Genomic DNA, 23,532 nt, shown 5'->3' on the forward strand with positions numbered 1-23,532 from the left:
CCCCCTCCACCATACAAAAGAAAACCAGCTCATTGAGCTGGTTTTTTCTTATCTGAAAAACAAAGCCAGCACACTATGCTGGCTTTTCTATTTCTAGCCTCTACCGTGAGGGCTATCCAAATCCAAAGCGGGTCCTTTCGGTACAACCTGAGTTGGGTTGATTCCAGTATGGCTAAAGTAATAGTGCCTTTTGATATGGTGGAAATCGGTGGTGTCTTTCACCCCTTCTACCTGATACAGCTCTTTTAAATAGCCTTGAATGCTTGTGTAATCCGCAATGCGTTTTTTGTTGCATTTGAAATGCCCTACATAGACAGCATCAAAACGCACTAAAGTGGTGAATAGACGCCAGTCGGCTTCTGTAATTTGATCGCCCGCCAGGTATCGACTCGAAGAAAGATGGACTTCCACTTTGTCTAACGCATCAAACAACTGGTCATACGCTTCTTCATAAGCTTCCTGAGTTGTCGCAAAGCCACAACGATACACGCCGTTATTAATATTCGGATAGATGAAATCGTTCCACTTCTCGATTTCTGAGTGAAGGGCTTCAGGGTAATAATCGTCGTGGTTGCCAGTCAGATCATTGAATGCTGTGTTGAACATGCGAATGATCTCGGAAGACTCATTGCTGACAATGGTATTGGTTTTCTTATCCCACAGCACAGGAACCGTGACCCTTCCGGTGTAATCCGATTTTGCTTGAGTGTAGATCTGATGCATGCGAGTAAAGCCAAACAAAGGCTCTGGTTTATCAAACTGCCACCCCTCAGAAAGCATATCCGGGCTTACCACAGACACATCGATATGAGGTTCCAGACCTTTTAACTTACGAAACACTAGGGTTCTGTGTGCCCACGGACACGCCAAAGAAACATAAAGATGGTATCGACCCGACTCTGGTTGAAACTCAGCGCCTGACTTGTTTTCAACCCAGCTTCTGAAGCCAGCATCTTCCCGAACAAATTTACCATTGCTTGCTTTGGTGTCGTACCAGACGTCGTGCCAAACACCTTCAACTAACTTGCCCATCTCATCCATCCTTTGTTTGTAAAGATATTGAGTTGAATTATAGGTAACCCAACGGGTTATGCGACCAGTCAATGCCGTTCAACATCATCAAAAATTTTGAATGATCTTTTAGTACGCCCAAAAACAACGCTAAAAAACAAAAAGGGCTGGCACCCTGCCAACCCTCTTCGTTTTCATATCTGCTTAATCGGGTATCGGTGAGCCCACACTAGAGCAGTCCGCGATAAACTCGGCTTTGGGATGGTGCTCAAGAATTTCTTCTATGCGATGTGCCTGACTTCGTTCGACATCAATTACAATCACGACTTCTCCATCATCTAAGTGCTGGTTAAACATCGTCATAAAATAATTATCAAACGAACCACCCGTCATTTTGACTATGACTGTTGTTGTGATCGCAATGATGCAGATAAGAGCGAATGGTACAAAACTGGAGCTCTCAAACAAGCTGGTGAAAAAAGTCAGAAACAGAATCAACACGCCCGCGGCGACAGCTCCTGCAATCAGCGCCTTCTGCGCCCCGGTAATAATGTGTGCGCGCTCAAGTGAACTGCCGCCATGGAGGTGGTGGGTCTTAATCCCATTATCATCACGACTTAGAACATAAAAGTGGTGGTCATCAATACCACTTGCATGAACTTCATCTGATATTTCTTCTGCGTCGTCCAAGTCTTTCGTGATGTAATACAGTCTTTTCATCTGAGCCTCCAAGCGCAATGAATGAGCGTAGCTACTCTTAAGTTCTAGTACATTTTCACGCTCAATTAAACCCAATTAAAACATTTTATTTACATTTTGTTTACATTATCAGATTTAATACGTCTTTCATCACGAAATGGATTGGCTCAGGCACAAAAAAAGCGCGGACCACGAAGGCACCGCGCTTAAGCCTGTCACAGGCTGAATTTAGTCAACCATCAAACAAGAAACGGCATGAACGTCGTCACCTTTAATTTGAGGTTTTTGCTGTGAACAAGCCTCTGTCGCCTGAGGGCAACGTGTGCGGAATACACAGCCAGATGGTGGATTCATTGGAGATGGCAGATCGCCTTCCAACATATCAATCTTCTTGGCTCGCTCCAGATCTGGATCTGGGATTGGAACTGCCGACATAAGAGCACGCGTATATGGATGCTTTGGCTCAGCAAACAGAGCTTCAGATTCGCCGAGCTCTACCGCATTACCCAAATACATAACCAGTACGCGATCTGAAATATGCTTAACGACAGAGAGATCGTGCGCAATAAACACCAAGCTGAGACCAAGTTCTTTTTGCAGCTCTTTCAGAAGGTTAACTACCTGTGCCTGAATCGATACATCCAGTGCCGATACAGGTTCGTCACAAATGATCATCTTAGGACGAAGAATCAAAGCACGAGCGATACCAATACGCTGACACTGACCACCAGAGAACTCGTGCGGGTAACGGTTGATAACGTTAGGCAGAAGGCCCACCTTTGTCATCATCTCTTTAACGCGGTCTTTCACTTCATCAGCAGACAGCTCTGGGTAAAACGTCTCCAGAGGCTCTGCAATGATGTCGCCAATAGTCATACGAGGGTTAAGGGACGCCAGCGGATCCTGGAAAATCATCTGGATCTCTTTGCGTGTGTTACGGCGTTGTACGTCTTGCATCTTAGTCAGATCCTGACCAAGCCAGACAACTTCACCGTCGGTTGCTTCAACCAGACCAATTACGGCGCGGGCAAAAGTGGATTTACCGCAGCCAGACTCCCCTACTACACCCAAGGTTTCCCCTTCGTATAGGCGAATGTTAACGCCATCTACTGCTTTTAAAGGTGTTGGTTTAGTCCATGGCCATGCTGATTTAGGTGCAATGCTGAAATGAACTTTCAGGTCTTTTACATCTAGAAGAAGTTTTTTATCTGTACTCATCGATTCCAAGCCTCCCAGTCAGAAAAACATGCGCGTTGACGCCCTTCACCAAAGTTAACCAGTTTTGGTGCTTCAGTCTTACATTGCTCTGTCACGCGGTGACAACGCTCTTGGTAAGGACAGCCTTGTGGCAAACGAAGCAGGTTTGGTGGGTTGCCTGGAATGGTTGGCAGAATTTCGCCTTCCGTATCCAAACGAGGGATCGCCTTCAGCAGACCTTCTGCATAGGGGTGGCTCGGATTGTAGAAGATTTCGTTAACTGTACCGTACTCCATAGTACGTCCAGCATACATAACCAGTACTTTGTCACATGAACCTGCTACCACACCCAAATCATGCGTGATCATGATGATTGCAGTGTTGAATTCGCTCTTAAGTTCGTTCAACAAATCCATGATCTGTGCTTGAACCGTTACGTCCAGAGCCGTTGTAGGCTCATCTGCAATAAGCAGTTTAGGACGACACAGTAGCGCCATGGCAATCATCACACGCTGGCGCATACCGCCTGAGAATTCGTGTGGGTACATGGTGATACGCTTACGGGCTTCTGGGATTTTTACCGCTTCCAGCATTCGAACTGATTCTTCAAACGCTTCCGCTTTGCCCATGCCTTTGTGCAGCATCAACACTTCCATCAGCTGGTCGCTGACTTTCATGTACGGGTTCAGTGAGGTCATTGGGTCCTGGAAGATCATGGCAATCTGTTCTGCACGAACTCGGTTGAGTTCGTTTTCTTTCAGATTCAGAATTTCACGACCTTCAAATTTGGCGCTACCAGAGATAATTCCGTTTTTTGCCAAAAGACCCATGATAGCGAATACAGTCTGGGACTTACCCGAACCAGATTCGCCCACGATACCAAGGGTTTCCCCTTGGTTCAGTGAAAAATTTAAGTCATTCACTGCGGTGACGATACCATCTTGCGTGGTAAATTCGACTCGCAGATCTTTAACATCTAACAAGCTCATCATTGCTTTCCTGTGTAATTTTTATATTGCTCTAAAAGGATCCGATATTATTTTTTATCTATCTTTTGGATCCAGTGCGTCACGCAGGCCGTCGCCGACATAGTTAAAGCAGAATAGCGTCACAACCATAAACGCGGCTGGGAACGCAAGCTGCCAAATTGCTACTTCCATCGTCTGAGAACCTTCCTGAAGCAGTGCGCCCCAGCTCGTCATTGGCTCTTGTACACCAAGACCAAGGAACGATAGGAATGACTCTGTAAGGATCATGCTCGGAATCAACAGAGTCGAGTAAACTGCAACAATACCCAGTACGTTTGGAACGATGTGGCGTGTAATTATTTTCCATTTGCTCACACCGCATACATGGGCTGCTTCAATAAACTCTTTACTACGTAGGCTTAGTGTCTGACCACGTACGATACGCGCCATATCCAGCCATGCAATGGCACCGATAGCGACGAAGATCAGTACGATGTTACGACCGAAGAACGTTACCAGTACGATAACCAGGAACATAAACGGAACCGCGTAAAGGATTTCCAGGATACGCATCATGATTCGGTCAGTTTTGCCGCCGATGAAGCCAGAAGCTGCACCGTAAAGCGTACCAATCAGTACCGCAACAAGTGCACCAAGTACACCTACCATCAATGAGATACGACCACCAATAAGGGTACGAACGTACAGGTCACGACCCAGGCTGTCGGTACCAAACCAGTGCTCGGCATTTGGTCCAACATGCATCGCATACCAGTCGGTATCGTCGTATGTGTATGGAGCAAACATTGGCAAGAAAATAACTGCCATTGTCATTACAAATAGAATGGCTAAGCTCACCATAGCCGCTTTGTTACGCATAAAGCGGATACGGGCATCTTGCCACAGGCTGCGACCTTCTACTTCTAAGTCCTTAGAGAACTTTTCGATCGCTTCAAGGTTTTCTTTTTTAGTCAACATATCAATCCGTTCCCTTTAGTAGCGAATTTTCGGGTCAATCATAGCTAGCAAAATATCAACGATGGCGTTGAATAGAATGAACAGGAAACCAATCAGTATGGTTACACCCATTACTAGCGAGTAATCGCGGTTGAATGCTGCGTTTACGAATAGCTTACCGATACCCGGCAAACCGAAGATAGTTTCGATAACTACCGAACCAGTGATGATACCTACGAATGCAGGTCCCATGTATGAAACAACTGGAAGCAGTGCTGGACGAAGTGCGTGCTTGATTACGATGTAACGGTAGCTCAAACCTTTTGCGCGTGCAGTACGGATGAAGTTACTGTTCAGGGTTTCGATCATGCTGCCTCGTGTAATACGTGCGAAAGTCGCTACGTATAGAAGAGACATACCGATTACCGGAAGCACTAGATATTTCAGGCTGCCGTCATGCCAACCACCTGCTGGGAAAAGGTTCCAATGCAGAGAGAAAAGATAGATAAGTGCAGGTGCCAAAACAAAGGATGGCATTACTACACCAAGCATCGCAGTGGACATGATGGTGTAGTCAACCCAGGTGTTCTGCTTCAGTGCGGCAATGGTACCGACTGACACACCCATGATGACAGTGAATATGAATGCGATGAAACCTACTTTCGCAGACACTGGCAGTGCCGCATAGATCAATTCGTTTACTGAATAGTCTAGGTATTTGAAAGAAGGACCAAAATCGCCTTGAACAACATTGGTAAGATACGTGGTGTACTGTTCGAAAACAGGCTTATCCAAACCGTATTTTGCTTCAATGTTTGCCATTACTTCTGGTGGTAATGGCTTCTCGCTCGAAAACGGGTTACCTGGCGCAAAGCGCATAAGAAAGAAAGATACTGTAATCAATACCAACATAGTTGGAATTGCTTCGAATATCCGTTTCATAATGAATTTAAGCATAAACTCACTCTTTCAGTCTGTGACAATGAATAATAGAAAAGACGCTGCATGTGAATCTCACATGCAGTGTCCGTGTTATTTATAATTTTATCAGCGGAGGTATTTTACTTCGCTTTGATGTAGAGATCTTTAGAGTAGATCTTCTCTTCTGCGTTGTTTGATGGGAAACCACCAACTTGAGGGCTTAGCAGACGAGCACGTACGTATTGGTAGATAGGTGCGATTGGCATCTCTTTAGCAATCAGGTCTTCAGCTTGAGTGTAAAGAGCAGTACGCTCAGCTTCTGAAGTAGAGTTCAACGCTTTGTCGATCAAAGCATCGTAGTCTTTGTTACCCCAGTGCTGGCCGGCAGTCGTGTTCTTGCTTACCATTAGAGTTAGGAAAGAAGACGCTTCGTTGTAGTCACCACACCAGCCAGCGCGAGAAACTTCGAAGTCACCTTGGTCTTTAGTAGACAGGTAAGTCTTCCACTCTTGGTTTTCAAGAGTCACGTTCAGACCCAGAGTTTTCTTCCACATAGAACCTAGAGCAACCGCAATTTTCTTGTGGTTCTCGTTCGTGTTGTATAGAAGAGTGAACTTCAGAGGGTTGCTCTTACCAAAGCCAGCTTCTTCAAGTAGACGAGCCGCTTCTGCGTCACGCTCTTTCTGAGTCATCTTCGCGTACTCTGGCAGTTCAGGGTTGAAGCCAGCAGTAATTTCAGGAGTCAGGAAGTAAGCAGGTTTTTGACCTTGAGCCAAAATTGCATCCGTTACGATATTACGGTTGATTGCGTAAGAGATCGCTTTACGAACACGTACATCATCAAATGGTTTCTTCTTCGTGTTGAACGAGTAGTAGTAAGTACACAAGCTGCCTTCTACAGAAACAGACTCTGGGTACTCTTTCTTAAGACGCTTAAAGTGTTCAACTGGCAATGCAGAAGAAGTGAAATTCAGTTCGCCAGAAAGGAAACGGTTCATTTCGGCAACTTGGTTTTCAATCGGAAGGAATGTTACTTGGTCTAGGACAGTTTTGTCGTTGTCCCAGTACTGGGTATTACGCTTAAGAACCATACGTTCGTTAAGTACCCATCTGTCTACTACGAATGCACCGTTAGCAACGAAGTTTTCAGGCTTAGTCCACTGATCACCGTGCTTTTCAACTGTCGCTTTATGAACAGGCTTAGTTGTAGTGTGACCAGTCATCATTACAAAGTAAGGAACAGCAGACTCAAGTTTCACTTCTAGAGTGTGATCATCTAGAGCTTTAACACCAAGAGTGCTCTTGTCTTTTTTACCCGCAATGATGTCAGCGGCGTTAACCATCTTGGTGTATTCCATGTACCAAGAGTAAGGAGACGCAGTAGCAGGATCTACCGCACGCTGCCAGCTGTACACGAAGTCGTGTGCAGTTACTGGGTCGCCGTTAGACCATTTAGCTTCTTTACGTAGGTGGAAAACAAACGTTTTGTTGTCTTCAGTTTCCCAGTGCGTTGCAACGCCTGGAATAGTGTTGCCGTCAGCATCTTGATTTACAAGACCTTCCAATAGGTCACGAATTACGTGAGACTCTGGAACACCTTGAGATTTGTGCGGGTCGATAGTTGCTACTTCAGTACCGTTACCACGTACCAGTTCCTGAACCTTCGCTAATTTTGTGCCTGCTGGAACGTCAGCAGCAAGAGAGGAGAACGAAGTGGCAGCCACTGCCATACCAGCACCAAGAAGAAGTGCCTGAGTGATTTTGTTCTTATACATGCATTAAACTCCAAGTTTTTTAGATTGCATCCATGACGTCTTCTATAGTTGCCAGAACGGAGGGCATTTAGAAAAATTTAGCGCAATAAGCGTACAGCGTTTTCTAAACCTAAAGAAGATTGCGCAACACACTACCAATCATTGAAGTAATTTGCCATAAAAATGTAGTAAAAAACCGTTTAATTTTTTGGATAACGGTCTTCTTCAGACAATTACTCTGCAAAGATTGAAAACGACGGTTCAAACAAACTCAGATATCGCTCGAGCCAATCTTAACCACCAAATTGTTTCAAAAACAATCAATTTAGCAGAATCTTATCCTGCTTTAGAACAAAAACTTAACATTTCACACATCTCAAGTCGACCAGCGCACCACAAAATGCCACATAATTTCAACATAAATGTGACTTTTATCACCACTGCTAATGTGGGTAGTGCAAATGTTCATAAGTGCAACAGAACTATGTCAGGTTTTATAAAAAATCGAGGCACCAGCACTTTTTTTGTAACGCGCAGGAAACGATTTTTTTGTTTTTTTATATCGATTCAAAAGCATTTTATTTTTCTTTGTCAAAAGCTTGCCTCTCGGAAAAACTGACCGGGATGGCGGAAATTGAATGCCATCGTTACTTTCGCCTCTTTGTTTTTGAGGCAGTTTTTTTACAAGGAATGAGAGAAATACAATGAAACATCTAAGCTTATGCGCTATCGGTGTTGGTCTGGCTCTTTCAGGTTCTGCGTTAGCTGCACCTGCTGCACCAACTATTGATCTTGATGGTTCTAACAACCTGAAATTTTCAAAGATTCAGTTAGAAATGCAAACCTTGAAAGGCTACCACCAGATGGTGAGCTACAAGGATCTTGCTGATATCACAATTAAGTTCAACCAGTGGTCTGGTACAACAGGCGACACCTACAAAATCTACTTTGATGGTGTAGAAGTTGCTACTGGTCCTATTACCGGTAGTACAACAACAGCCGCTTTCCAATATGGTAAAGGTGGTCTTTATTCAGTTGAGGTTGCAGCGTGTGACGCAACAGGCTGTTCAAAATCAGCACCTCAAGAATTAGTTGTTGCTGATACTGACGGCGCACATTTAAAACCGCTAACAATGAATGTTGATCCTAACAACAAGACCTACAACACAGATCCAAACACTGTTGTTGGTACTTATTTTGTTGAATGGGGCATCTACGGTCGTGACTTTACTGTAGACAATATCCCAGTAGACAACCTTACTCATATTCTCTACGGCTTCATCCCTATCTGTGGTCAGAATGATTCATTGCTAAAAGACAATCCTAGCGGTCACAGAATGTTGCAAACTCTATGTACAGGTGTTAACGACTACGAAGTGGTTGTTCACGATCCATGGGCAGCATTTATGAAAGGGTTTGATCAAGCTGGTCACCAGTACGCTGATCCTATCAAAGGTAACTACGCCATGTTGATGGCATTAAAACAGCGTAACCCTGATTTGAAGATTGTTCCTTCTATCGGTGGCTGGACGTTATCTGACCCGTTCCACGGATTCACCCAAAAAGCCAATCGCGATATCTTCGTTGCTTCTGTTAAGAAATTCCTTAAAACCTGGAAATTCTACGACGGCGTAGATATTGACTGGGAATTCCCTGGTGGTGGCGGTCCAAACGGTAACCTAGGTGACCCTGTTAATGATGGTCCTGCGTACGTTGCGCTTATGCAAGAACTACGCACCATGCTTAATGAACTAGAAGTGGAAACTGGTCGTACTTATGAGCTGACTTCAGCTATCGGGGTAGGTTACGACAAACTTGAAGACGTAGACTACGCAGCAGCAGTTCAGCACATGGACTACATCTTCGCGATGACTTACGACTTCTACGGTGCTTGGAGCAACAATCCTGGTCACCAAACAGCACTTTACTGTGGTAACTTCATGCGTCCTGGTCAGTGTGATGGTACAGGCACAGATGCTAATGGCGAACCATACAAAGGTCCTGCGTACACAACTGACAACGCAATCAAGATCCTTCTAGGTCAAGGCGTTCCTGCAAACAAACTGGTTGTAGGTACAGCGATGTACGGTCGTGGTTGGGATGGTGTAATGCCTGGAACTCTGACTGACCCTACAGACCCAATGACTGGTACAGGTACAGGTGCACTGACTGGTACAGAAGCTCAAGGTGTTTGGCAAGATGGTGTAATCGACTATAAAGGCATTAAGGCAAACATGCTTGGTGCAAACAACCAGGGCATCAATGGCTTTGAGTACGGTTACGATGAATTGGCTGAAGCGCCATACGTATGGAACCGTTCAAACGGTAAGCTAATCACGTTTGATGATGAGCGTTCTGTTAAAGCGAAAGGTGCTTACGTACGTAGCCTAGGTCTAGCTGGTCTGTTCTCATGGGAAATCGATGCGGACAACGGTGACATCCTAAACGCAATGCACGAGGGTCTGGCGACTATCGGTGGTAACCGTGCACCAATCGCTTCTGCGGGTGCGGACGTTGCTGTTGAAGGTCCTGCTCAGGTAACTCTAGATGCTAGCGCTTCTAAAGACCTTGATGGCACAATCGCAAGCTACGCTTGGAAACAAGTAACTGGTCCGGCTGTAACTATCACTAATGCAAACGCGGCAGTTGCTACGGTAGACTTTGCAAGTGTTACTGCGGCTCAGACTTACACGTTTGAAGTCACTGTTACTGATAACAAAGGTGCAGCATCTACAGACAAAGTTCTGGTGACTGTTTCTCCTAAAGGTGTGAACTCTGCACCAGTAGCAGCAGTTTCTGCTCCAGCACAAGCAGCAGCAGGTGACGTAGTCGTCGTTGATGCAAGCGGCTCTACAGACGCTGACAACGACACTCTAACTTACACTTGGGATGTTCCAGCAGGCGTTAACGCGACTGTTCAAGGTGCAAAAGTTACCTTTACAGCAGCAAGCTACGATGTGGACACTACTCTAAACTTCTCTGTAACAGTGAGCGATGGCAAAGCATCAAGCTCTGCACAAGCAGCCGTTGTTGTTAAGAAGAATGTTGTAGACCCAACGTGTGACGTGACTGGTATCAACGTTTACCCGAACTGGCCTCAAACAGACTGGGCTGGTAATCCAAACCACGCCAAAGCTGGTGACCAAATGGTTCACAATGGCGTGATTTACGAAGCGAACTGGTACACTACAACTGTACCTGGTTCTGACGGTAGCTGGTCAACAATTTGTACTGTTGCTAAGTAATACCGATTAGTGCCTACTCTTGGGTAGGTACTTAAAACCAAAGAGCCGGTCAGAATGATCTCCATCTGACCGGCTCTTTAGTGTCTGTTGTCTAGTATCTAAAGAAGTGGGCTTAAGACTACTCGCCTTGCTCCGCCCATCGGCTGGCGGCGGCGGCGTCTGATTCTCTCGACTCAACCCATCTCACTGAATCCGTCGTTCTCTCTTTTTTCCAGAAAGGTGCCTGAGTTTTCAGGTAGTCCATAACGAATTCACAGGCGTTAAACGCATCTCCGCGATGTGCACTAGAAACACCAACAAATACGATCTGATCACCAATATCCAAATCACCAACACGATGTATGACTCGAATATTCTCAATAGACCACCTTTGCTTGGCTTGCTCACATAGGCTTTCCAGCGATTTCTCAGTCATTCCTGGGTAATGTTCCAGCGACAATCCAATAACGTTGTCCCCCAGGTTCATATCTCGTACTTTTCCAACAAATGTCACAACCGCACCAGAAGATGTGCCCTGAGCGAGCACGTCATATTCATCAGCGAGAGAAAAGTCTTCCTTTTGAACCGATACCTGCGACATTCCTTACCCTCCGGTGACTGGTGGGAAAAATGCGACTTCATCGCCGGACTGTATAGGAGAATCCAGAGGGGAAAGAGTCTGGTTAATTGCCACCAGCAATTTCCCAGCTTCCAGCGCTAACGCCCATTTGTCGCCTTTTTCAACTAAATGAAGGCGAAGCTGCTCTGCCGTTTCATAACTGCTATCGACTTCGATTTGATCGACACCAACCAATTCTCTGGTTTGCGCAAAAAACAATACTTTGATCATCATTCCGCCTTAAAGTGACCGGATTTGCCACCAGTTTTCTCAAGTAAGCGCACTTGCTCGATAACCATGTCTTTTTGAACCGCTTTACACATATCGTAGATGGTCAACGCCGCCACAGACGCTGCTGTCAGCGCTTCCATTTCGACACCTGTTTTACCTGCCAGCTTGCACACTGATTCGATTCGGACCTTGTTCTCTGACTCAATGGCTTCTAGCTGAACTTCGACTTTAGACAGCAGCAACGGGTGGCAAAGTGGAATCAAATCCCAAGTTTTTTTCGCCGCCTGAATCCCGGCAATTCTTGCTGTCGCAAAAACATCGCCTTTGTGATGAGAACCTGAGACGATCAGCTCCAAAGTTTCTGGTGCCATGTGAACAAAAGCTTCTGCCCTTGCCTCGCGTACCGTGTCTGCCTTAGCAGACACATCCACCATGTTAGCTTCGCCCGACGCATTGATGTGGGTAAACTGAGTCATTCAATTCCCCTATTTGCTCAGGTGAGGCATAAAGTTACAAGGACGATGGCTGGCATCCATCTGTTGTTTAATGATCTTAGTCCAGGCTGTCCGGCACGCCCCAGTTGACCCTGGCATAGCGAAAATTACTGTATGATTCGCAAATCCTGCAATCGCACGAGACTGAATGGTGGATGTCCCGATTTCCTCGTAGGAAACCGCTCGGAACAGTTCACCAAACCCTTCAACCTGCTTGTCAAAAAGTGGAACAAGGGCTTCAGGAGTACTGTCACGAGAAGTAAAGCCAGTGCCGCCTGTAATCATAATTGCCTGAATCGAATCATCGGCAATCCACTGAGATACGACCGCACGAATTTGATACATATCATCAATAACGATTTTCTTATCTGCCAGATTGTGACCAGCTTCCTGAAGATGTTCAGCAAGGTAACCACCTGAAGTATCGTTTTCTTCTGTACGCGTATCAGAGACGGTTAACACTGCAATGTTAGCTGGTTGAAATTTGCTTTCAGCGTGACCCATTTAGCTCACCTTTTGTATTTATTAAATTGAAATTGAATGGCTGGTCGCATTGCCACCAGCACAAATATTTAACTGACTATCCGCCGATCGACGCCAGGTGCGGTGTGATGCCTGAGTTTCCATCATGGAGGAAATGGCTGACCGACTTATTCTGAAGCTGCTGAGAAATTCTCTGAATCAACTCAGATTCCTGATCATCTCGCTGCAGAAGATCGCGCAGCTCCACCCCTTCCTCACCAAACAAACAGAGGTGAAGCTTGCCTTTGGCGGAAATACGTAGGCGGTTACAGCTTTCGCAGAAATCCTTTTCATAAGGCATGATCAGACCAATCTCGCCCTGATAATCCGGATGTATAAAGACCTGAGCAGGTCCGTCGTTTAATGCCTTAGGTTTCAACAGCCAGCCATTGGCAATCAGATGATTGCGGATACTCACACCGGACTTGTGATGATTCTTAAAGAGACCATCCATTTCACCCGTTTGCATCAACTCAATAAATCGGAGTTGAATCGGACGATGCTTGATCCAGTGAAGAAAAGCAGGTAACTCCAGATGATTCAGATTCTTCAGGAGAACAGCGTTGACTTTGACCTGCTTAAAACCGACTTCAAACGCCTTATCAATCCCAGCCATCACCTGTTCAAATTTGTTCTCACCCGTTATCTGATGGAACATTCGGGCATCCAGGCTATCGACACTCACGTTGATATTGGTGAGACCAGCATCTTTCCAGGAAGCGACTTGCTTTTCCATGCGGTAGCCATTGGTGGTCGTCGCCACTTTGCGAATACCCGTAGTCGTCGCTACCTCATGAATGATCTCAGTGAAATCTTTACGCAGGCTAGGCTCACCACCGGTTATACGAACTTTGTCGGTACCACAATCGGCAAACGCGCGAACCACGCGACGGATTTCTGGGAGGGTTAAAAAAGACGAGTTTCGTTGACCCGAGGGGTGTCGATACCCATCAGGCAAACAATATGTGCATTTAAAGTTACATACGTCGGTAACTGATAAGCGCAAGTAATAGAACTTGCGATTGAAATTATCTTCGAATTGTTGCGCCACGGAACACCTTTCCAAACACGGGAGGCTTGCTCATTTCCAAACAAACCCTTGTGACAAAACGTCACTGGCTGACACTTCATATCCGCATGTTGCGAACTTAGCAGTGAAAGCTCGGAGCTATGGCAGCCACGCACTATGCGTGGCAGCTTCTAATAAAATACTTAATATTATTGTGGGATACCAGCTTAACTTTGCAAAAATTCGAATTTGTGCAGTTCAATCGCTAGAATTTTAGTAAATCAGCAGGCAAAGTATCGGCATCTACTCTGATCAGCTTTGCTCAATGACAACGCTGGCCGGGAATAACAAAAAACGTGAACGTGTATGACTCTATATAAAAACAAGAAAGTGGTCGCCATTGGTGGCGGTCACGGGCTAGGAAGAATGTTGGCTGCACTTAAAGATTTCGGCAGCAACGCGACTGGAATCGTTACTACCACTGACAACGGCGGCTCTACAGGTCGAATCCGAGACTGTCAGGGTGGCATTGCCTGGGGCGATACGCGTAATTGCATTAACCAGCTGATTACCGAACCCTCTATCGGCTCTATGATGTTCGAATACCGCTTCAAGGGTGTTGGCGAACTCAACGATCACAACCTGGGTAATCTGATGCTCACGGCGCTGGATAACCTTTCTGTTCGCCCTTTAGAAGCCATCAACCTGATTCGGGACATGCTCAATGTGGATGTGAATATCGTCCCTATGTCTGAACACCCTTCAGACCTGACTGCCCTTTCTACCTCTGGCGAAAGAGTTCGGGGCGAAACCAGTGTTGATGAAATGGAACAGGATCTTCAGCGGCTGTATCTTGAGCCTCAGGTTCCTGCAACCAAGGAAGGATTAAGAGCAATCGAAGAAGCCGACTGCATTATTTTAGGGCCAGGCAGCTTTTTAACCAGCATCATGCCGCCACTGCTGATTCCGGAGCTGGGTAAATCCATCGCCAGAAATGAACAAGCCAGGCTGGTGTTTATTGAAAACCTTTCACCTGAATATGGACCTGCAGGTCGAATGTCTCTACAGGAGAAACTTAACTGGTGTCAGCGCGCGTGTGATGGAAGGAAAATAGATCTGTTATTGAGCAGCGAGCAGCCACAGGATTTGGATGGTGTGGGTGAGATTGTCACCATTGACCTTGCTTCAGCAAACCATCAATGGCGACACGATCGAACCAAACTGCAAAAGGCGATAGAAAACTTACTCGGTTAACTTGATAAACTCGTCTTTCGTAATGTGAAGACAGGTGATCATGGTTTCTCGGTTTTCTTCCGTGTTAATAGGTTCACCTGTTTTGTATCTGGCGTCTAGTCTTGTGGCAAATTCACACAGCCTTTCTGCTCCAAAACTGGCGGCACTGCTTTTTAAAGAGTGGCTGATGGCTTTCAATTGCTCTTCAGCTTCACTTTGTTCAGTTGGTCCATTGGCTAACGCCTCGGCATAGTCCACCAGCTCCCCAATAAAAATGGAAAAAAGCATAGGGAGATTTTCTTCCCCAATATCCCTACTCAATTCGTCTATTTTGTCTGTATTGACAACCGCTTTCATCCTACCCTCTTAATCTTCTTAGTTTTGCTCTTATTGTTCTTTCCAAGCTTGTAGCTTGCGATACAAGGTAGATGGGCTGACATCCAAATAACCCGCAGCCTTTGGAATATTTCCTTCACAGGCCTCTATTGCTTGTTCTATCGCACTTTTTTCGGTAAGCCACAGTGGTCGAATTTCTTCTACTGAGAGTTTAGTTGATTTTGCGTCATATGCATTTACTTGCTTCAAATCTGATACGGAAGGCAAATTTAATGGCGGTGGCAACATGTTTAATGTGATCTCGCTACCATGATTGAGTACTACGGCATTACGAAGCACATTCTGAAGCTGACGAACATTACCCGGCCATTCGTATTCAATAAATTTATCAACGACTTGCTGCGAGAATCGAACAAACCCTTTACCCTCTTCATGAGACATGTAACCGAGTAACGAATAAGCAATCTCTACTACATCTTCCCCTCTGTCTCGCAAAGGAGGAAGGTGCAGTGGAATGACATACAAACGGTAATATAAATCTTCTCGGAAGCGCCCTTCCTGAACTTCTTTCCAAGGATCACGGTTAGTCGCGCACACGAAGCGTACGTCTACACTCTTCATTTTGGAAGATCCGACCTTTTGGAAGGTACCCGTTTGAATGAATCTAAGCAGTTTGGTTTGCAGGTCCAGATCCATTTCACACAGTTCATCCAAGAACAGCGTACCGCCGTCTGCAAGCTCTGCCGCACCCTGTCTGTCGGTAGATGCCCCGGTAAACGCCCCTTTCACATGACCAAACAGTTCACTTTCAATTAAGTCTTTTGGTATTGCAGCACAGTTAATGGCAATAAACGGGTTTTCGCCACGTTTACTGGCGGCATGAATCGCTTCTGCACACACTTCTTTACCGGTACCACTTTCGCCCGTAATAAATACTGACGCTTTACTGGGAGCCGCGGAGTCGATAGTTCGGTAAACAGCCTGCATGGTCTGGCTACTGCCAATAAAGCCCTGGTAGTTGTTATCGGGCTCGCTGCTTGGAGAACGAAGTTTCCCTGCTTTGCGAATGGCGTTATTGACCGTTACACGCAGGCGGTCTGCCTCACAAGGCTTAATTAAAAAGTCCTGAGCACCCTTACGCATTGCCTCAACGTCGGTATCAATCGAACCGTGTGCGGTCATAAAAATAACAGGGACATCGGGGTAGTTTGATTTCACCGAAGAAAGAACGTCCATTCCCGTCATATCAGGAAGGCGTAAGTCGAGAAGAATCAGGTCTGGTGTTCGCTCTTCCAGGCTTTCAACTGCATCTTTACCTGTTCCGACAATAGTAATATCCAGCCCCAGTGGACTGAGGTAAGATCGATAGAGCGCTGCTACTGAGGCGGTATCCTCCACCATCAATAGGTATTTAGGATTGGGGTTAGAAGTTGTGTCTTGCATATCCTAGCCGTTGCACTTTAGTAATATAGTTGCAATATGAATCGCATTTTGCGAAAAATGATAGCCTAAACTGAGGAAAATGTAAAAGAAAGGGTGAAATAAACATGGCACGCAATGTGCAACTGCATGTATGACCCTAACGGGTCACCTAGCCAACTGACGTTGTTAGTGAACAAAGTATTCACGAAATGAAGCCAATAGATCGATTTCTATTGGCTATTTTTTTATCTTAATCACACTACGTTAGCAAACTAGCTATTCACGATGAACTGTGCTTTCAGTTTTTCGATTTCATCTCGTTTCTCTGCAGCCAGCTCAAATTCCAAGTTTTGGGCATGTTGATACATTTGACCTTCCAACTTAGCAATTTCTTTCTCAAGTTCTTGAGGTGACAACACTTCGTATTTATTCGATGGCTCAGCCACCTTAGAAAGCGGAACTTGTTTGTTGTGGCGTTTTCCTTTCGCCTTGGCAATATCACCAAGCTCCATGATGTCTTTAACGTTAGTTTGCAACGCCTGCGGGGTGATACCCTGTTCTTCGTTATAAGCTTGCTGCTTCTCGCGACGACGGTTCGTTTCATCCATGGCTTTTTTCATGGACTTAGTGATCGAGTCTGCGTAAAGGATCGCTTTACCACTCAGGTTACGCGCAGCTCGGCCTATGGTCTGAATCAGAGATCTCTCTGAGCGTAGGAAGCCTTCCTTATCCGCATCCAGTATCGCCACTAGGCTAACTTCTGGCATGTCTAAGCCTTCACGAAGTAAGTTAATACCAACTAACACGTCGAACTCGCCCAAACGAAGGTCTCGAATAATCTCTACGCGCTCAACTGTATCGATATCCGAGTGAAGATAACGAACCCTTACATCATGCTCGTGCAGGTATTCCGTCAAGTCTTCTGCCATGCGTTTGGTGAGTGTCGTAACCAGAACGCGCTCAGCCTTCTGACTCCGGATACGAATCTCAGATAACAGGTCATCCACCTGAGTGGCAACAGGTCTCACTTCGAGTTGCGGGTCTAATAACCCAGTCGGTCGAACGACCTGATCAGCGACGTCACCGTCTGATTTTTCTAATTCATAATTACCAGGTGTTGCAGACACGAAGATAGTTTGTGGTGCCAGGGATTCAAATTCCTCGAACTTTAATGGTCGGTTATCCAACGCAGACGGCAACCTGAAACCAAATTCAACCAAGGTTTCTTTACGTGAACGGTCGCCTTTGAACATGGCCCCGATTTGAGGAACCGTAACGTGGGACTCGTCAATAATGAGCAAACCATCGTGAGGAAGGTAGTCAAACAAGGTCGGAGGTGGCTCGCCCTCATTGCGTCCACTGAGATAACGTGAATAGTTTTCGATACCAGAACAAAAACCAAGCTCGGTCATCATCTCAATATCAAATTGAGTACGCTGGCTGATTCGCTGTTCTTCCAGAAGTTTGTTGTTTTCCAGCAGGTGCTTCTTGCGCCCTTCTAGCTCAACCTTGATGTTTTCAATCGCTTCGAGAATCCTCTCTCTTGGCGTGACATAGTGGGTTTTAGGATAAATGGTAAATCTTGGCAAATCCCGCTGTTTAACCACACCCGTAAGTGGGTCGAAAACGCTGATGCAATCGACTTCATCATCGAACATTTCGATACGAACCGCATCCTGTTCAGACTCTGCCGGGAAAATGTCAATCACCTCCCCTCTCACCCGAAACTGACCGCGCTCAAACGCCACGTCATTTCTGGAATACTGCAGCTCTGCAAGACGACGAAGGATATCGCGCTGATCGATCATGTCACCACGACGAACGTGAAGCATCATTTTGAGGTAGCTGTCCGGATCGCCCAATCCGTAAATAGCAGAAACAGAAGCGACAATGATGGCATCTTTGCGTTCAAGTAGTGCTTTGGTTGCTGACAAACGCATTTGCTCGATGTGAGCATTCACTGACGCGTCTTTCTCGATAAAGGTATCGGTTGTCGGAACGTAGGCTTCAGGTTGGTAATAGTCGTAGTAAGAAACAAAATACTCGACAGCATTGTTAGGAAAGAACGCCTTCATCTCTCCATACAGCTGGGCAGCCAGAGTTTTGTTGGGGGCGAGTAAAATTGCTGGTCGTTGTGATTCTGCAATCACGTTGGCAAGGGTAAATGTTTTACCCGAACCTGTTACACCTAATAATGTCTGATGTGCCAGACCAGAATCCAGTCCATCCAGCAACTGCTTAATCGCAGTAGGCTGGTCACCCGCTGGGGTGTATTTGGAGACCAAATCGTACGTCTTACTCATATTTTATCCCTAACCATAATTTGCCCAGTATTGTCTTTGCTAATGTCTCTTAAGGTCAATACGTATAAACATTAAAAGTCAGATCTATGACACATTTACTACTAGATCCTGACAAGTTTATCTGATATCTTTCTTGACCCTGCTCGGAAATCCCCACAAAAAAACACTATTTTCTATCCACTAGTTTTCCCCAAAATTTCGTGCCCTATTGCTATATGGTCATATATTGCATTTTTATTCACAAAGCATTTCACTGACTCACCTAAACGCATTCTCATTATAAAACATAAAGTTAAACTGCATTCTTTCGACAAAATTATCCTTTCCTAATATTGAAAAAACAGAGCTCTGTATTTTGTCAAAAATCAATTAACACACTTATCCACAATTTTAGTGGATAAGTGCGACTAGGTCTTACTCTGCAAGGCTTACATGAATGTAAAGCCGTTTTTATTCATTTTTTTTCGGTTTTCTTTTCATTTGAGTGTTGACAGAAAAATCGGGTGTCGCTAAGATTCGCACCACTCAATTGTTCCCCCTTAGTTCAGTTGGTAGAACGGCGGACTGTTAATCCGTATGTCGCAGGTTCGAGTCCCGCAGGGGGAGCCACTATTCCAAAAGCCATGTCGAAAGATGTGGCTTTTCTCGTTTTAGGCAGCTGGCTTTTTTAGATTACATTGTCGCTATCCACACCGAGCTAATCTCTCAAGTAAGGTGAGCAAAAAACCAACATCAAACATCATTTTTTGACCGCAACTTTATGTTTTCATTGAGAACCTCAAAGTCCTACTCTTGATGAAGATAAGAGAGACAAATTTCTGAGCCGTAATTGAAGAAACTCCACCTGCAACTCACTGTAAATGATATTAATTCTCAACAACTTGGCTATTTTCCAATTCTTGAATCATAATTCTATAAATAACCGACTAATAATCAGCCAAATACCCAAAAAACTTGCTCTATCTTGGTTGTTAATTTCTTAACAAAGCAGGATAATATTAAGATCTGATTTATTTGTTTAGAGATGCCATGACAGAATATCTGTTGCTGCTTGTTGGCACTGTATTGGTCAACAACTTTGTTCTTGTAAAATTTCTAGGTCTGTGTCCGTTTATGGGGGTTTCAAAAAAACTTGAAACCGCGATCGGCATGGGTCTGGCCACCACATTTGTGCTGACTCTGGCATCGGTTAGCGCGTACTTAGTAGAAACCTACATTCTTATACCGCTTGGTATCCAGTACCTACGCACCATGAGTTTTATTCTGGTGATTGCGGTTGTTGTACAGTTCACAGAAATGGTTGTGCACAAAACCAGTCCGACTCTATACCGCCTATTGGGCATCTTCCTGCCCCTGATCACTACCAACTGTGCGGTACTGGGTGTCGCTCTACTCAACATCAACGAAAACCACAACTTCATCGAGTCCATTGTTTATGGGTTTGGTGCGGCTGCAGGTTTTTCAATTGTTCTTATCCTGTTTGCTTCTATGCGTGAGCGCATTGCAGCCGCTAACGTTCCTACTCCGTTTCGGGGAGCCTCAATCGCTATGATTACGGCAGGATTAATGTCTCTTGCATTCATGGGCTTTACTGGGTTGGTGAAACTGTAATGAGCGGAATTTTAATCGCGATCATCGCGTTAGCTGTACTTGCCGCAATTTTTGGTGCCATTCTTGGATTTGCTTCTATCAAATTCAAAGTGGAAGCCGACCCTATCGTCGACCAGATAGACGAAATACTTCCGCAGACCCAATGTGGTCAATGTGGCTATCCGGGCTGCCGTCCTTATGCCGAAGCCATTGCTAACGGCGACTCCATTACCAAATGTCCTCCGGGTGGACAGGCTTGTATTGAAAAGCTTGCAGATTTAATGGGAGTTGAAGCAGGAGAGCCGGAACACGATCCAGAAAAAAGCATCAAAAAAGTCGCTTATATACATGAAGATATGTGTATAGGATGTACTAAATGCATCCAAGCTTGCCCCGTGGATGCAATAGTTGGAGGAACCAAAGCACTGCATACTGTCATTAAGGATGAATGTACAGGATGCGATTTATGTGTAGCGCCTTGTCCGACAGACTGTATTGAGATGATTCCAATTGCTCAAACAACGGATACATGGAAGTGGCAATTAAACGCAATACCGGTGGTGAACGTCACCGACTCTCAACCTCAAGAATTACAATAAGAAGGATTGGGTATGTTGTCACTCGTCGAAAAAATCCGCTCTGGTTACCTCTGGGACTTTCCCGGCGGTATTCATCCTCCAGAAAACAAACGTCAGTCCAACCAAACGGCAATGCAACCACTGCCGTTGCCAACCGAGTTGGTATTGCCAGTAAAGCAACACATCGGTAAGCCTGGTGATCTCGCTGTAAATCCAGGTGATCGCGTTCTTAAAGGGCAAGCACTGACCAAGTGTTCCCTCAGCTTCATGCTCCCCGTTCATGCACCAACATCCGGTGTTGTAACCGCTATTGAGCCTAGGACCACGGCGCACCCTTCTGGCTTAACTGAGCTTGCAATCGTTATTCAGCCTGATGGCAAAGAAGAATGGATTGAAAAACACCCTATCGCGGACTTCAAGCAAGAATCACCCGACGCGCTCATTGAAATTATTCGCAATGCCGGTATTTCCGGAATGGGTGGTGCGGGCTTCCCGACCGCCAAGAAAATTCAGTCTGGTCTGGCAAAAACAAAGATATTCATCGTCAATGCAGCAGAGTGTGAGCCATACATCACAGCCGATGATCGTCTGATGCAGGAACACGCGGAAGAAATTATCAAAGGTATTGAGATTGTCGAACACATTCTCAAACCTGAACTCACCATTATCGGCATCGAAGACAACAAGCCAGAAGCCATCGAAGCGCTGCAACTGGCAGCAACGGCAAAAGATTTGGTGATACGTGTTATTCCGACCAAGTATCCTTCTGGGGGCGAAAAGCAGCTCATTAAGATACTGACCGACAAAGAAGTTCCCGCTAATGGAATTCCTGCAGACATAGGAATTCTTGTACAGAACGTCGGTTCCATGCATGCGGTCAAGAGAGCAGTAATCGATGGCGAACCTTTGATTCAGCGCGTAGTGACGTTAACAGGCAAAACTTTCAAACAGCCTAAGAATGTCTGGGCTTTGCTCGGTACACCTGTTTCTCATTTGCTAGAGCACAGCAACTATAAAGCAGATAAGAAGTCACCAAGGCTCATTATGGGTGGACCGATGATGGGGTTCACCTTGCCGCACGCTAATGTCCCAATCACAAAAACAGCAAACTGCATACTTGCCCCCTCCAGACGCGAACTTCCTACCGAGCGATACGAAATGGAATGTATTCGCTGCGGTGAGTGTGCGGATGTGTGTCCGGCATCGTTGCTACCGCAGCAATTGCAATGGTATGCCAAAGATCAGGATTACGATAAGTGTGAAGAACTTAATCTAAAAGACTGCATTGAGTGTGGTGCCTGCGCATTTGTTTGCCCCAGTGAGATTCCACTTGTTCACTACTATCGTGAAGCGAAAGCGGAAATCCGAACACGCAAAGATGAAGCCATTGCTGCGGAAAGAGCCAAACGTCGCTTTGAAGAAAAAAATGCGCGTATGGAGCGAGACAAACTGGCTCGGGAAAACAAGTTTAAGAAAGCGGCTGAATCAAGGCGTAAAGATCTTAAAACTAGCGATGGTGATGATGCAATAGCAGCCGCCATTGCACGTGTTAAAGCGCAAAAAGCGAAAGAGCCAGCCAAAGACGAAGTGAAACCTGCCGTGGCAGCCGCCATTGCTAAGGCAAAAGCCAAACAAGCTGAAGCTATGTCGGCAGGCAAATCAGAGCCAGATAACAGCGAGATGGCTAAGCTTCGCGAAGAGAGAAAGCGTCAGGCCAGAGAGCGTAAGGCGCAGAAAGCAGCTGAAGCAGGTAATACAGATAGCGAGACTGGCTCTGATAACAAAAAGGATGCGGTCGCTGCTGCCATCGCAAGAGCTAAGGCGAAAAAAGCAGGCCAAACTGCACCTGACACGAGCGATAAAAAAGACGCAGTTGCTGCTGCGATTGCCCGAGCCAAAGCCAAAAAAGCACAACAAGCTCAGGAACAAGACCAATCTTCTGATACCAATGAAGATGGCGATTCCAAAAAAGCGGCAGTGGCTGCTGCTATCGCCAGAGCGAAAGCGCGTAAAGCTGAAAAAGAACAACAAGCTCAACCTGAACCAGAAAGTGCAGAACCAGCCGCTGAAGAAGATCCAAAGAAAGCTGCCGTCGCTGCTGCTATCGCCAGAGCAAAAGCTCGCAAAGCTGAAAAAGAACAACAAGCTCAACCTGAGTCAGAAAACGTTGAGCCAACCGTTGAAGAAGATCCAAAGAAAGCTGCCGTACGCTGCTGCCATTGCCAGAGCAAAAGCTCGCAAAGCTGCAAAAGAGACAAGAAAGCCGAATCTGAACCAGAAAGCGCAGAGCCAGCCGCTGAAGAAGATCCAAAGAAAGCTGCCGTCGCTGCTGCGATCGCCAGAGCAAAAGCTCGCAAGGCAGCAAAAGAGCAAAGAAACCGAATCTGAACCAGAAAGCGCAGAGCCGGCCGCTGATGAAGATCCAAAGAAAGCGCCGTCAGCCGCTGCTATGCCAGAGCAAAAG

General features: G+C 45.8%; 20 protein-coding genes, 1 tRNA gene and 1 riboswitch. Of the genes, 6 read left to right on the plus strand and 15 right to left on the minus strand.

Annotated features, from left to right (window positions below; all coding sequences use genetic code 11):
• Nucleotides 1-93: 93 nt before the first annotated feature.
• The 7 genes from RH89_RS25045 to RH89_RS25075 all read right to left on the minus strand — a co-directional run bounded on the left by RH89_RS25045 (nt 94) and on the right by RH89_RS25075 (nt 7,528).
• Nucleotides 94-1,032 carry a glutathione S-transferase family protein gene (locus tag RH89_RS25045; protein ID WP_004408148.1) on the minus strand — a complete coding sequence of 313 codons (939 nt, stop codon included), beginning with the start codon at nt 1,030-1,032 and terminating at the stop codon, nt 94-96.
• Between the two features lie 183 nt (nt 1,033-1,215).
• Nucleotides 1,216-1,731 (minus strand): hypothetical protein, encoded by a 516-nt coding sequence (locus RH89_RS25050; RefSeq protein ID WP_004408149.1) that lies wholly within the window; start codon nt 1,729-1,731, stop codon nt 1,216-1,218.
• A gap of 207 nt (nt 1,732-1,938) precedes the next feature.
• Nucleotides 1,939-2,928 carry a murein tripeptide/oligopeptide ABC transporter ATP binding protein OppF gene (gene oppF, locus RH89_RS25055; protein ID WP_004408150.1) on the minus strand — a complete coding sequence of 330 codons (990 nt, stop codon included), beginning with the start codon at nt 2,926-2,928 and terminating at the stop codon, nt 1,939-1,941.
• Nucleotides 2,925-3,896, minus strand: coding sequence for an ABC transporter ATP-binding protein (gene oppD / locus RH89_RS25060; protein WP_004408152.1), 972 nt, complete (start codon nt 3,894-3,896; stop codon nt 2,925-2,927). The genes oppF and oppD overlap by 4 nt, the downstream gene beginning before the upstream one ends.
• A 54-nt stretch (nt 3,897-3,950) precedes the next feature.
• The gene (gene oppC / locus RH89_RS25065; protein WP_004408154.1) at nt 3,951-4,853 is read right to left on the minus strand and encodes an oligopeptide ABC transporter permease OppC; all 903 of its coding nucleotides are present in this window, start codon (nt 4,851-4,853) and stop codon (nt 3,951-3,953) included.
• A gap of 15 nt (nt 4,854-4,868) precedes the next feature.
• Entirely contained in the window at nt 4,869-5,789 is a 921-nt protein-coding gene (gene oppB / locus RH89_RS25070; protein WP_004408156.1) for an oligopeptide ABC transporter permease OppB, read from the minus strand.
• A gap of 104 nt (nt 5,790-5,893) precedes the next feature.
• Nucleotides 5,894-7,528 (minus strand): ABC transporter substrate-binding protein, encoded by a 1,635-nt coding sequence (locus tag RH89_RS25075; RefSeq protein ID WP_004408158.1) that lies wholly within the window; start codon nt 7,526-7,528, stop codon nt 5,894-5,896.
• Nucleotides 7,529-8,211: 683 nt separating this feature from the next.
• On the opposite strand from RH89_RS25075, the gene RH89_RS25080 reads away from it, so the two are divergent.
• Nucleotides 8,212-10,752: a glycosyl hydrolase family 18 protein gene (locus tag RH89_RS25080; RefSeq protein WP_004408159.1), complete on the plus strand. Its 2,541-nt coding sequence runs from the start codon at nt 8,212-8,214 to the stop codon at nt 10,750-10,752.
• Nucleotides 10,753-10,870: 118 nt separating this feature from the next.
• Here the strand turns inward: RH89_RS25080 and moaE are convergent, their stop codons facing one another.
• The 5 genes from moaE to moaA form a co-directional block, all read right to left on the minus strand.
• Nucleotides 10,871-11,332, minus strand: a complete 462-nt coding sequence (gene moaE, locus RH89_RS25085; RefSeq protein WP_004408162.1) for a molybdopterin synthase catalytic subunit MoaE — start codon at nt 11,330-11,332, stop codon at nt 10,871-10,873.
• Nucleotides 11,333-11,335: 3 nt separating this feature from the next.
• A complete protein-coding gene (gene moaD, locus RH89_RS25090) occupies nt 11,336-11,581 on the minus strand; it encodes a molybdopterin synthase sulfur carrier subunit (RefSeq protein WP_004408164.1) in 246 nt (81 codons plus the stop codon).
• Complete coding sequence (gene moaC / locus RH89_RS25095) at nt 11,581-12,057, minus strand: cyclic pyranopterin monophosphate synthase MoaC (protein WP_004408166.1); 477 nt, start codon at nt 12,055-12,057, stop codon at nt 11,581-11,583. Before moaC ends, moaD begins: the two co-directional genes overlap by 1 nt.
• A 9-nt stretch (nt 12,058-12,066) precedes the next feature.
• Nucleotides 12,067-12,579, minus strand: coding sequence for a molybdenum cofactor biosynthesis protein B (gene moaB, locus RH89_RS25100; RefSeq protein ID WP_004408168.1), 513 nt, complete (start codon nt 12,577-12,579; stop codon nt 12,067-12,069).
• Nucleotides 12,580-12,655: 76 nt separating this feature from the next.
• The gene (moaA, locus tag RH89_RS25105; RefSeq protein WP_038147354.1) at nt 12,656-13,648 is read right to left on the minus strand and encodes a GTP 3',8-cyclase MoaA; all 993 of its coding nucleotides are present in this window, start codon (nt 13,646-13,648) and stop codon (nt 12,656-12,658) included.
• A riboswitch (molybdenum cofactor riboswitch) is annotated at nt 13,636-13,777 on the minus strand. Its footprint overlaps the gene before it by 13 nt.
• Before the next feature lie 195 nt (nt 13,778-13,972).
• Here moaA and yvcK point away from each other — a divergent pair.
• Nucleotides 13,973-14,860, plus strand: coding sequence for a uridine diphosphate-N-acetylglucosamine-binding protein YvcK (gene yvcK, locus RH89_RS25110; RefSeq protein ID WP_004408174.1), 888 nt, complete (start codon nt 13,973-13,975; stop codon nt 14,858-14,860).
• Here the strand turns inward: yvcK and RH89_RS25115 are convergent.
• The 3 genes from RH89_RS25115 to uvrB form a co-directional block, all read right to left on the minus strand.
• The gene (locus tag RH89_RS25115; protein WP_004408175.1) at nt 14,849-15,196 is read right to left on the minus strand and encodes an Hpt domain-containing protein; all 348 of its coding nucleotides are present in this window, start codon (nt 15,194-15,196) and stop codon (nt 14,849-14,851) included. The genes yvcK and RH89_RS25115 overlap by 12 nt on opposite strands.
• A gap of 30 nt (nt 15,197-15,226) precedes the next feature.
• A complete protein-coding gene (luxO, locus tag RH89_RS25120) occupies nt 15,227-16,618 on the minus strand; it encodes a quorum-sensing sigma-54 dependent transcriptional regulator LuxO (protein WP_004408176.1) in 1,392 nt (463 codons plus the stop codon).
• A 251-nt stretch (nt 16,619-16,869) separates the two neighbouring features.
• The gene (gene uvrB / locus RH89_RS25125; RefSeq protein WP_004408177.1) at nt 16,870-18,900 is read right to left on the minus strand and encodes an excinuclease ABC subunit UvrB; all 2,031 of its coding nucleotides are present in this window, start codon (nt 18,898-18,900) and stop codon (nt 16,870-16,872) included.
• 533 nt (nt 18,901-19,433) lie between these two features.
• On the opposite strand from uvrB, the gene RH89_RS25130 reads away from it, so the two are divergent.
• The 4 genes from RH89_RS25130 (at nt 19,434) to rsxC (ending at nt 23,456) form a co-directional block, all read left to right on the plus strand.
• Nucleotides 19,434-19,509, plus strand: a tRNA-Asn gene (locus RH89_RS25130).
• Nucleotides 19,510-19,929: 420 nt separating this feature from the next.
• Nucleotides 19,930-20,511: an electron transport complex subunit RsxA gene (gene rsxA / locus RH89_RS25135; protein ID WP_004408178.1), complete on the plus strand. Its 582-nt coding sequence runs from the start codon at nt 19,930-19,932 to the stop codon at nt 20,509-20,511.
• Complete coding sequence (gene rsxB, locus RH89_RS25140; protein ID WP_004408179.1) at nt 20,511-21,089, plus strand: electron transport complex subunit RsxB; 579 nt, start codon at nt 20,511-20,513, stop codon at nt 21,087-21,089. Before rsxA ends, rsxB begins: the two co-directional genes overlap by 1 nt.
• A 12-nt stretch (nt 21,090-21,101) precedes the next feature.
• Nucleotides 21,102-23,456, plus strand: a complete 2,355-nt coding sequence (rsxC, locus tag RH89_RS25145) for an electron transport complex subunit RsxC (protein ID WP_004408185.1) — start codon at nt 21,102-21,104, stop codon at nt 23,454-23,456.
• Nucleotides 23,457-23,532 lie beyond the last annotated feature (76 nt).

Origin of the sequence: Vibrio nigripulchritudo ATCC 27043 (genome assembly GCF_000222685.1) — a bacterium.
GTDB classification, from domain to species: domain Bacteria; phylum Pseudomonadota; class Gammaproteobacteria; order Enterobacterales; family Vibrionaceae; genus Vibrio; species Vibrio nigripulchritudo.

Excerpts from the sequence above, each read along its gene's own strand:
- RH89_RS25045 (WP_004408148.1), bottom strand. The coding sequence starts at position 1,032 with ATGGGCAAGTTAGTTGAAGGTGTTTGGCACGACGTCTGGTACGACACC.
- RH89_RS25050 (WP_004408149.1), bottom strand. The coding sequence starts at position 1,731 with ATGAAAAGACTGTATTACATCACGAAAGACTTGGACGACGCAGAAGAA.
- oppF (WP_004408150.1), bottom strand. The coding sequence starts at position 2,928 with ATGAGTACAGATAAAAAACTTCTTCTAGATGTAAAAGACCTGAAAGTT.
- oppD (WP_004408152.1), bottom strand. The coding sequence starts at position 3,896 with ATGAGCTTGTTAGATGTTAAAGATCTGCGAGTCGAATTTACCACGCAA.
- oppC (WP_004408154.1), bottom strand. The coding sequence starts at position 4,853 with ATGTTGACTAAAAAAGAAAACCTTGAAGCGATCGAAAAGTTCTCTAAG.
- oppB (WP_004408156.1), bottom strand. The coding sequence starts at position 5,789 with ATGCTTAAATTCATTATGAAACGGATATTCGAAGCAATTCCAACTATG.
- RH89_RS25075 (WP_004408158.1), bottom strand. The coding sequence starts at position 7,528 with ATGTATAAGAACAAAATCACTCAGGCACTTCTTCTTGGTGCTGGTATG.
- RH89_RS25080 (WP_004408159.1), top strand. The coding sequence starts at position 8,212 with ATGAAACATCTAAGCTTATGCGCTATCGGTGTTGGTCTGGCTCTTTCA.
- moaE (WP_004408162.1), bottom strand. The coding sequence starts at position 11,332 with ATGTCGCAGGTATCGGTTCAAAAGGAAGACTTTTCTCTCGCTGATGAA.
- moaD (WP_004408164.1), bottom strand. The coding sequence starts at position 11,581 with ATGATCAAAGTATTGTTTTTTGCGCAAACCAGAGAATTGGTTGGTGTC.
- moaC (WP_004408166.1), bottom strand. The coding sequence starts at position 12,057 with ATGACTCAGTTTACCCACATCAATGCGTCGGGCGAAGCTAACATGGTG.
- moaB (WP_004408168.1), bottom strand. The coding sequence starts at position 12,579 with ATGGGTCACGCTGAAAGCAAATTTCAACCAGCTAACATTGCAGTGTTA.
- yvcK (WP_004408174.1), top strand. The coding sequence starts at position 13,973 with ATGACTCTATATAAAAACAAGAAAGTGGTCGCCATTGGTGGCGGTCAC.
- RH89_RS25115 (WP_004408175.1), bottom strand. The coding sequence starts at position 15,196 with ATGAAAGCGGTTGTCAATACAGACAAAATAGACGAATTGAGTAGGGAT.
- luxO (WP_004408176.1), bottom strand. The coding sequence starts at position 16,618 with ATGCAAGACACAACTTCTAACCCCAATCCTAAATACCTATTGATGGTG.
- uvrB (WP_004408177.1), bottom strand. The coding sequence starts at position 18,900 with ATGAGTAAGACGTACGATTTGGTCTCCAAATACACCCCAGCGGGTGAC.
- rsxA (WP_004408178.1), top strand. The coding sequence starts at position 19,930 with ATGACAGAATATCTGTTGCTGCTTGTTGGCACTGTATTGGTCAACAAC.
- rsxB (WP_004408179.1), top strand. The coding sequence starts at position 20,511 with ATGAGCGGAATTTTAATCGCGATCATCGCGTTAGCTGTACTTGCCGCA.
- rsxC (WP_004408185.1), top strand. The coding sequence starts at position 21,102 with ATGTTGTCACTCGTCGAAAAAATCCGCTCTGGTTACCTCTGGGACTTT.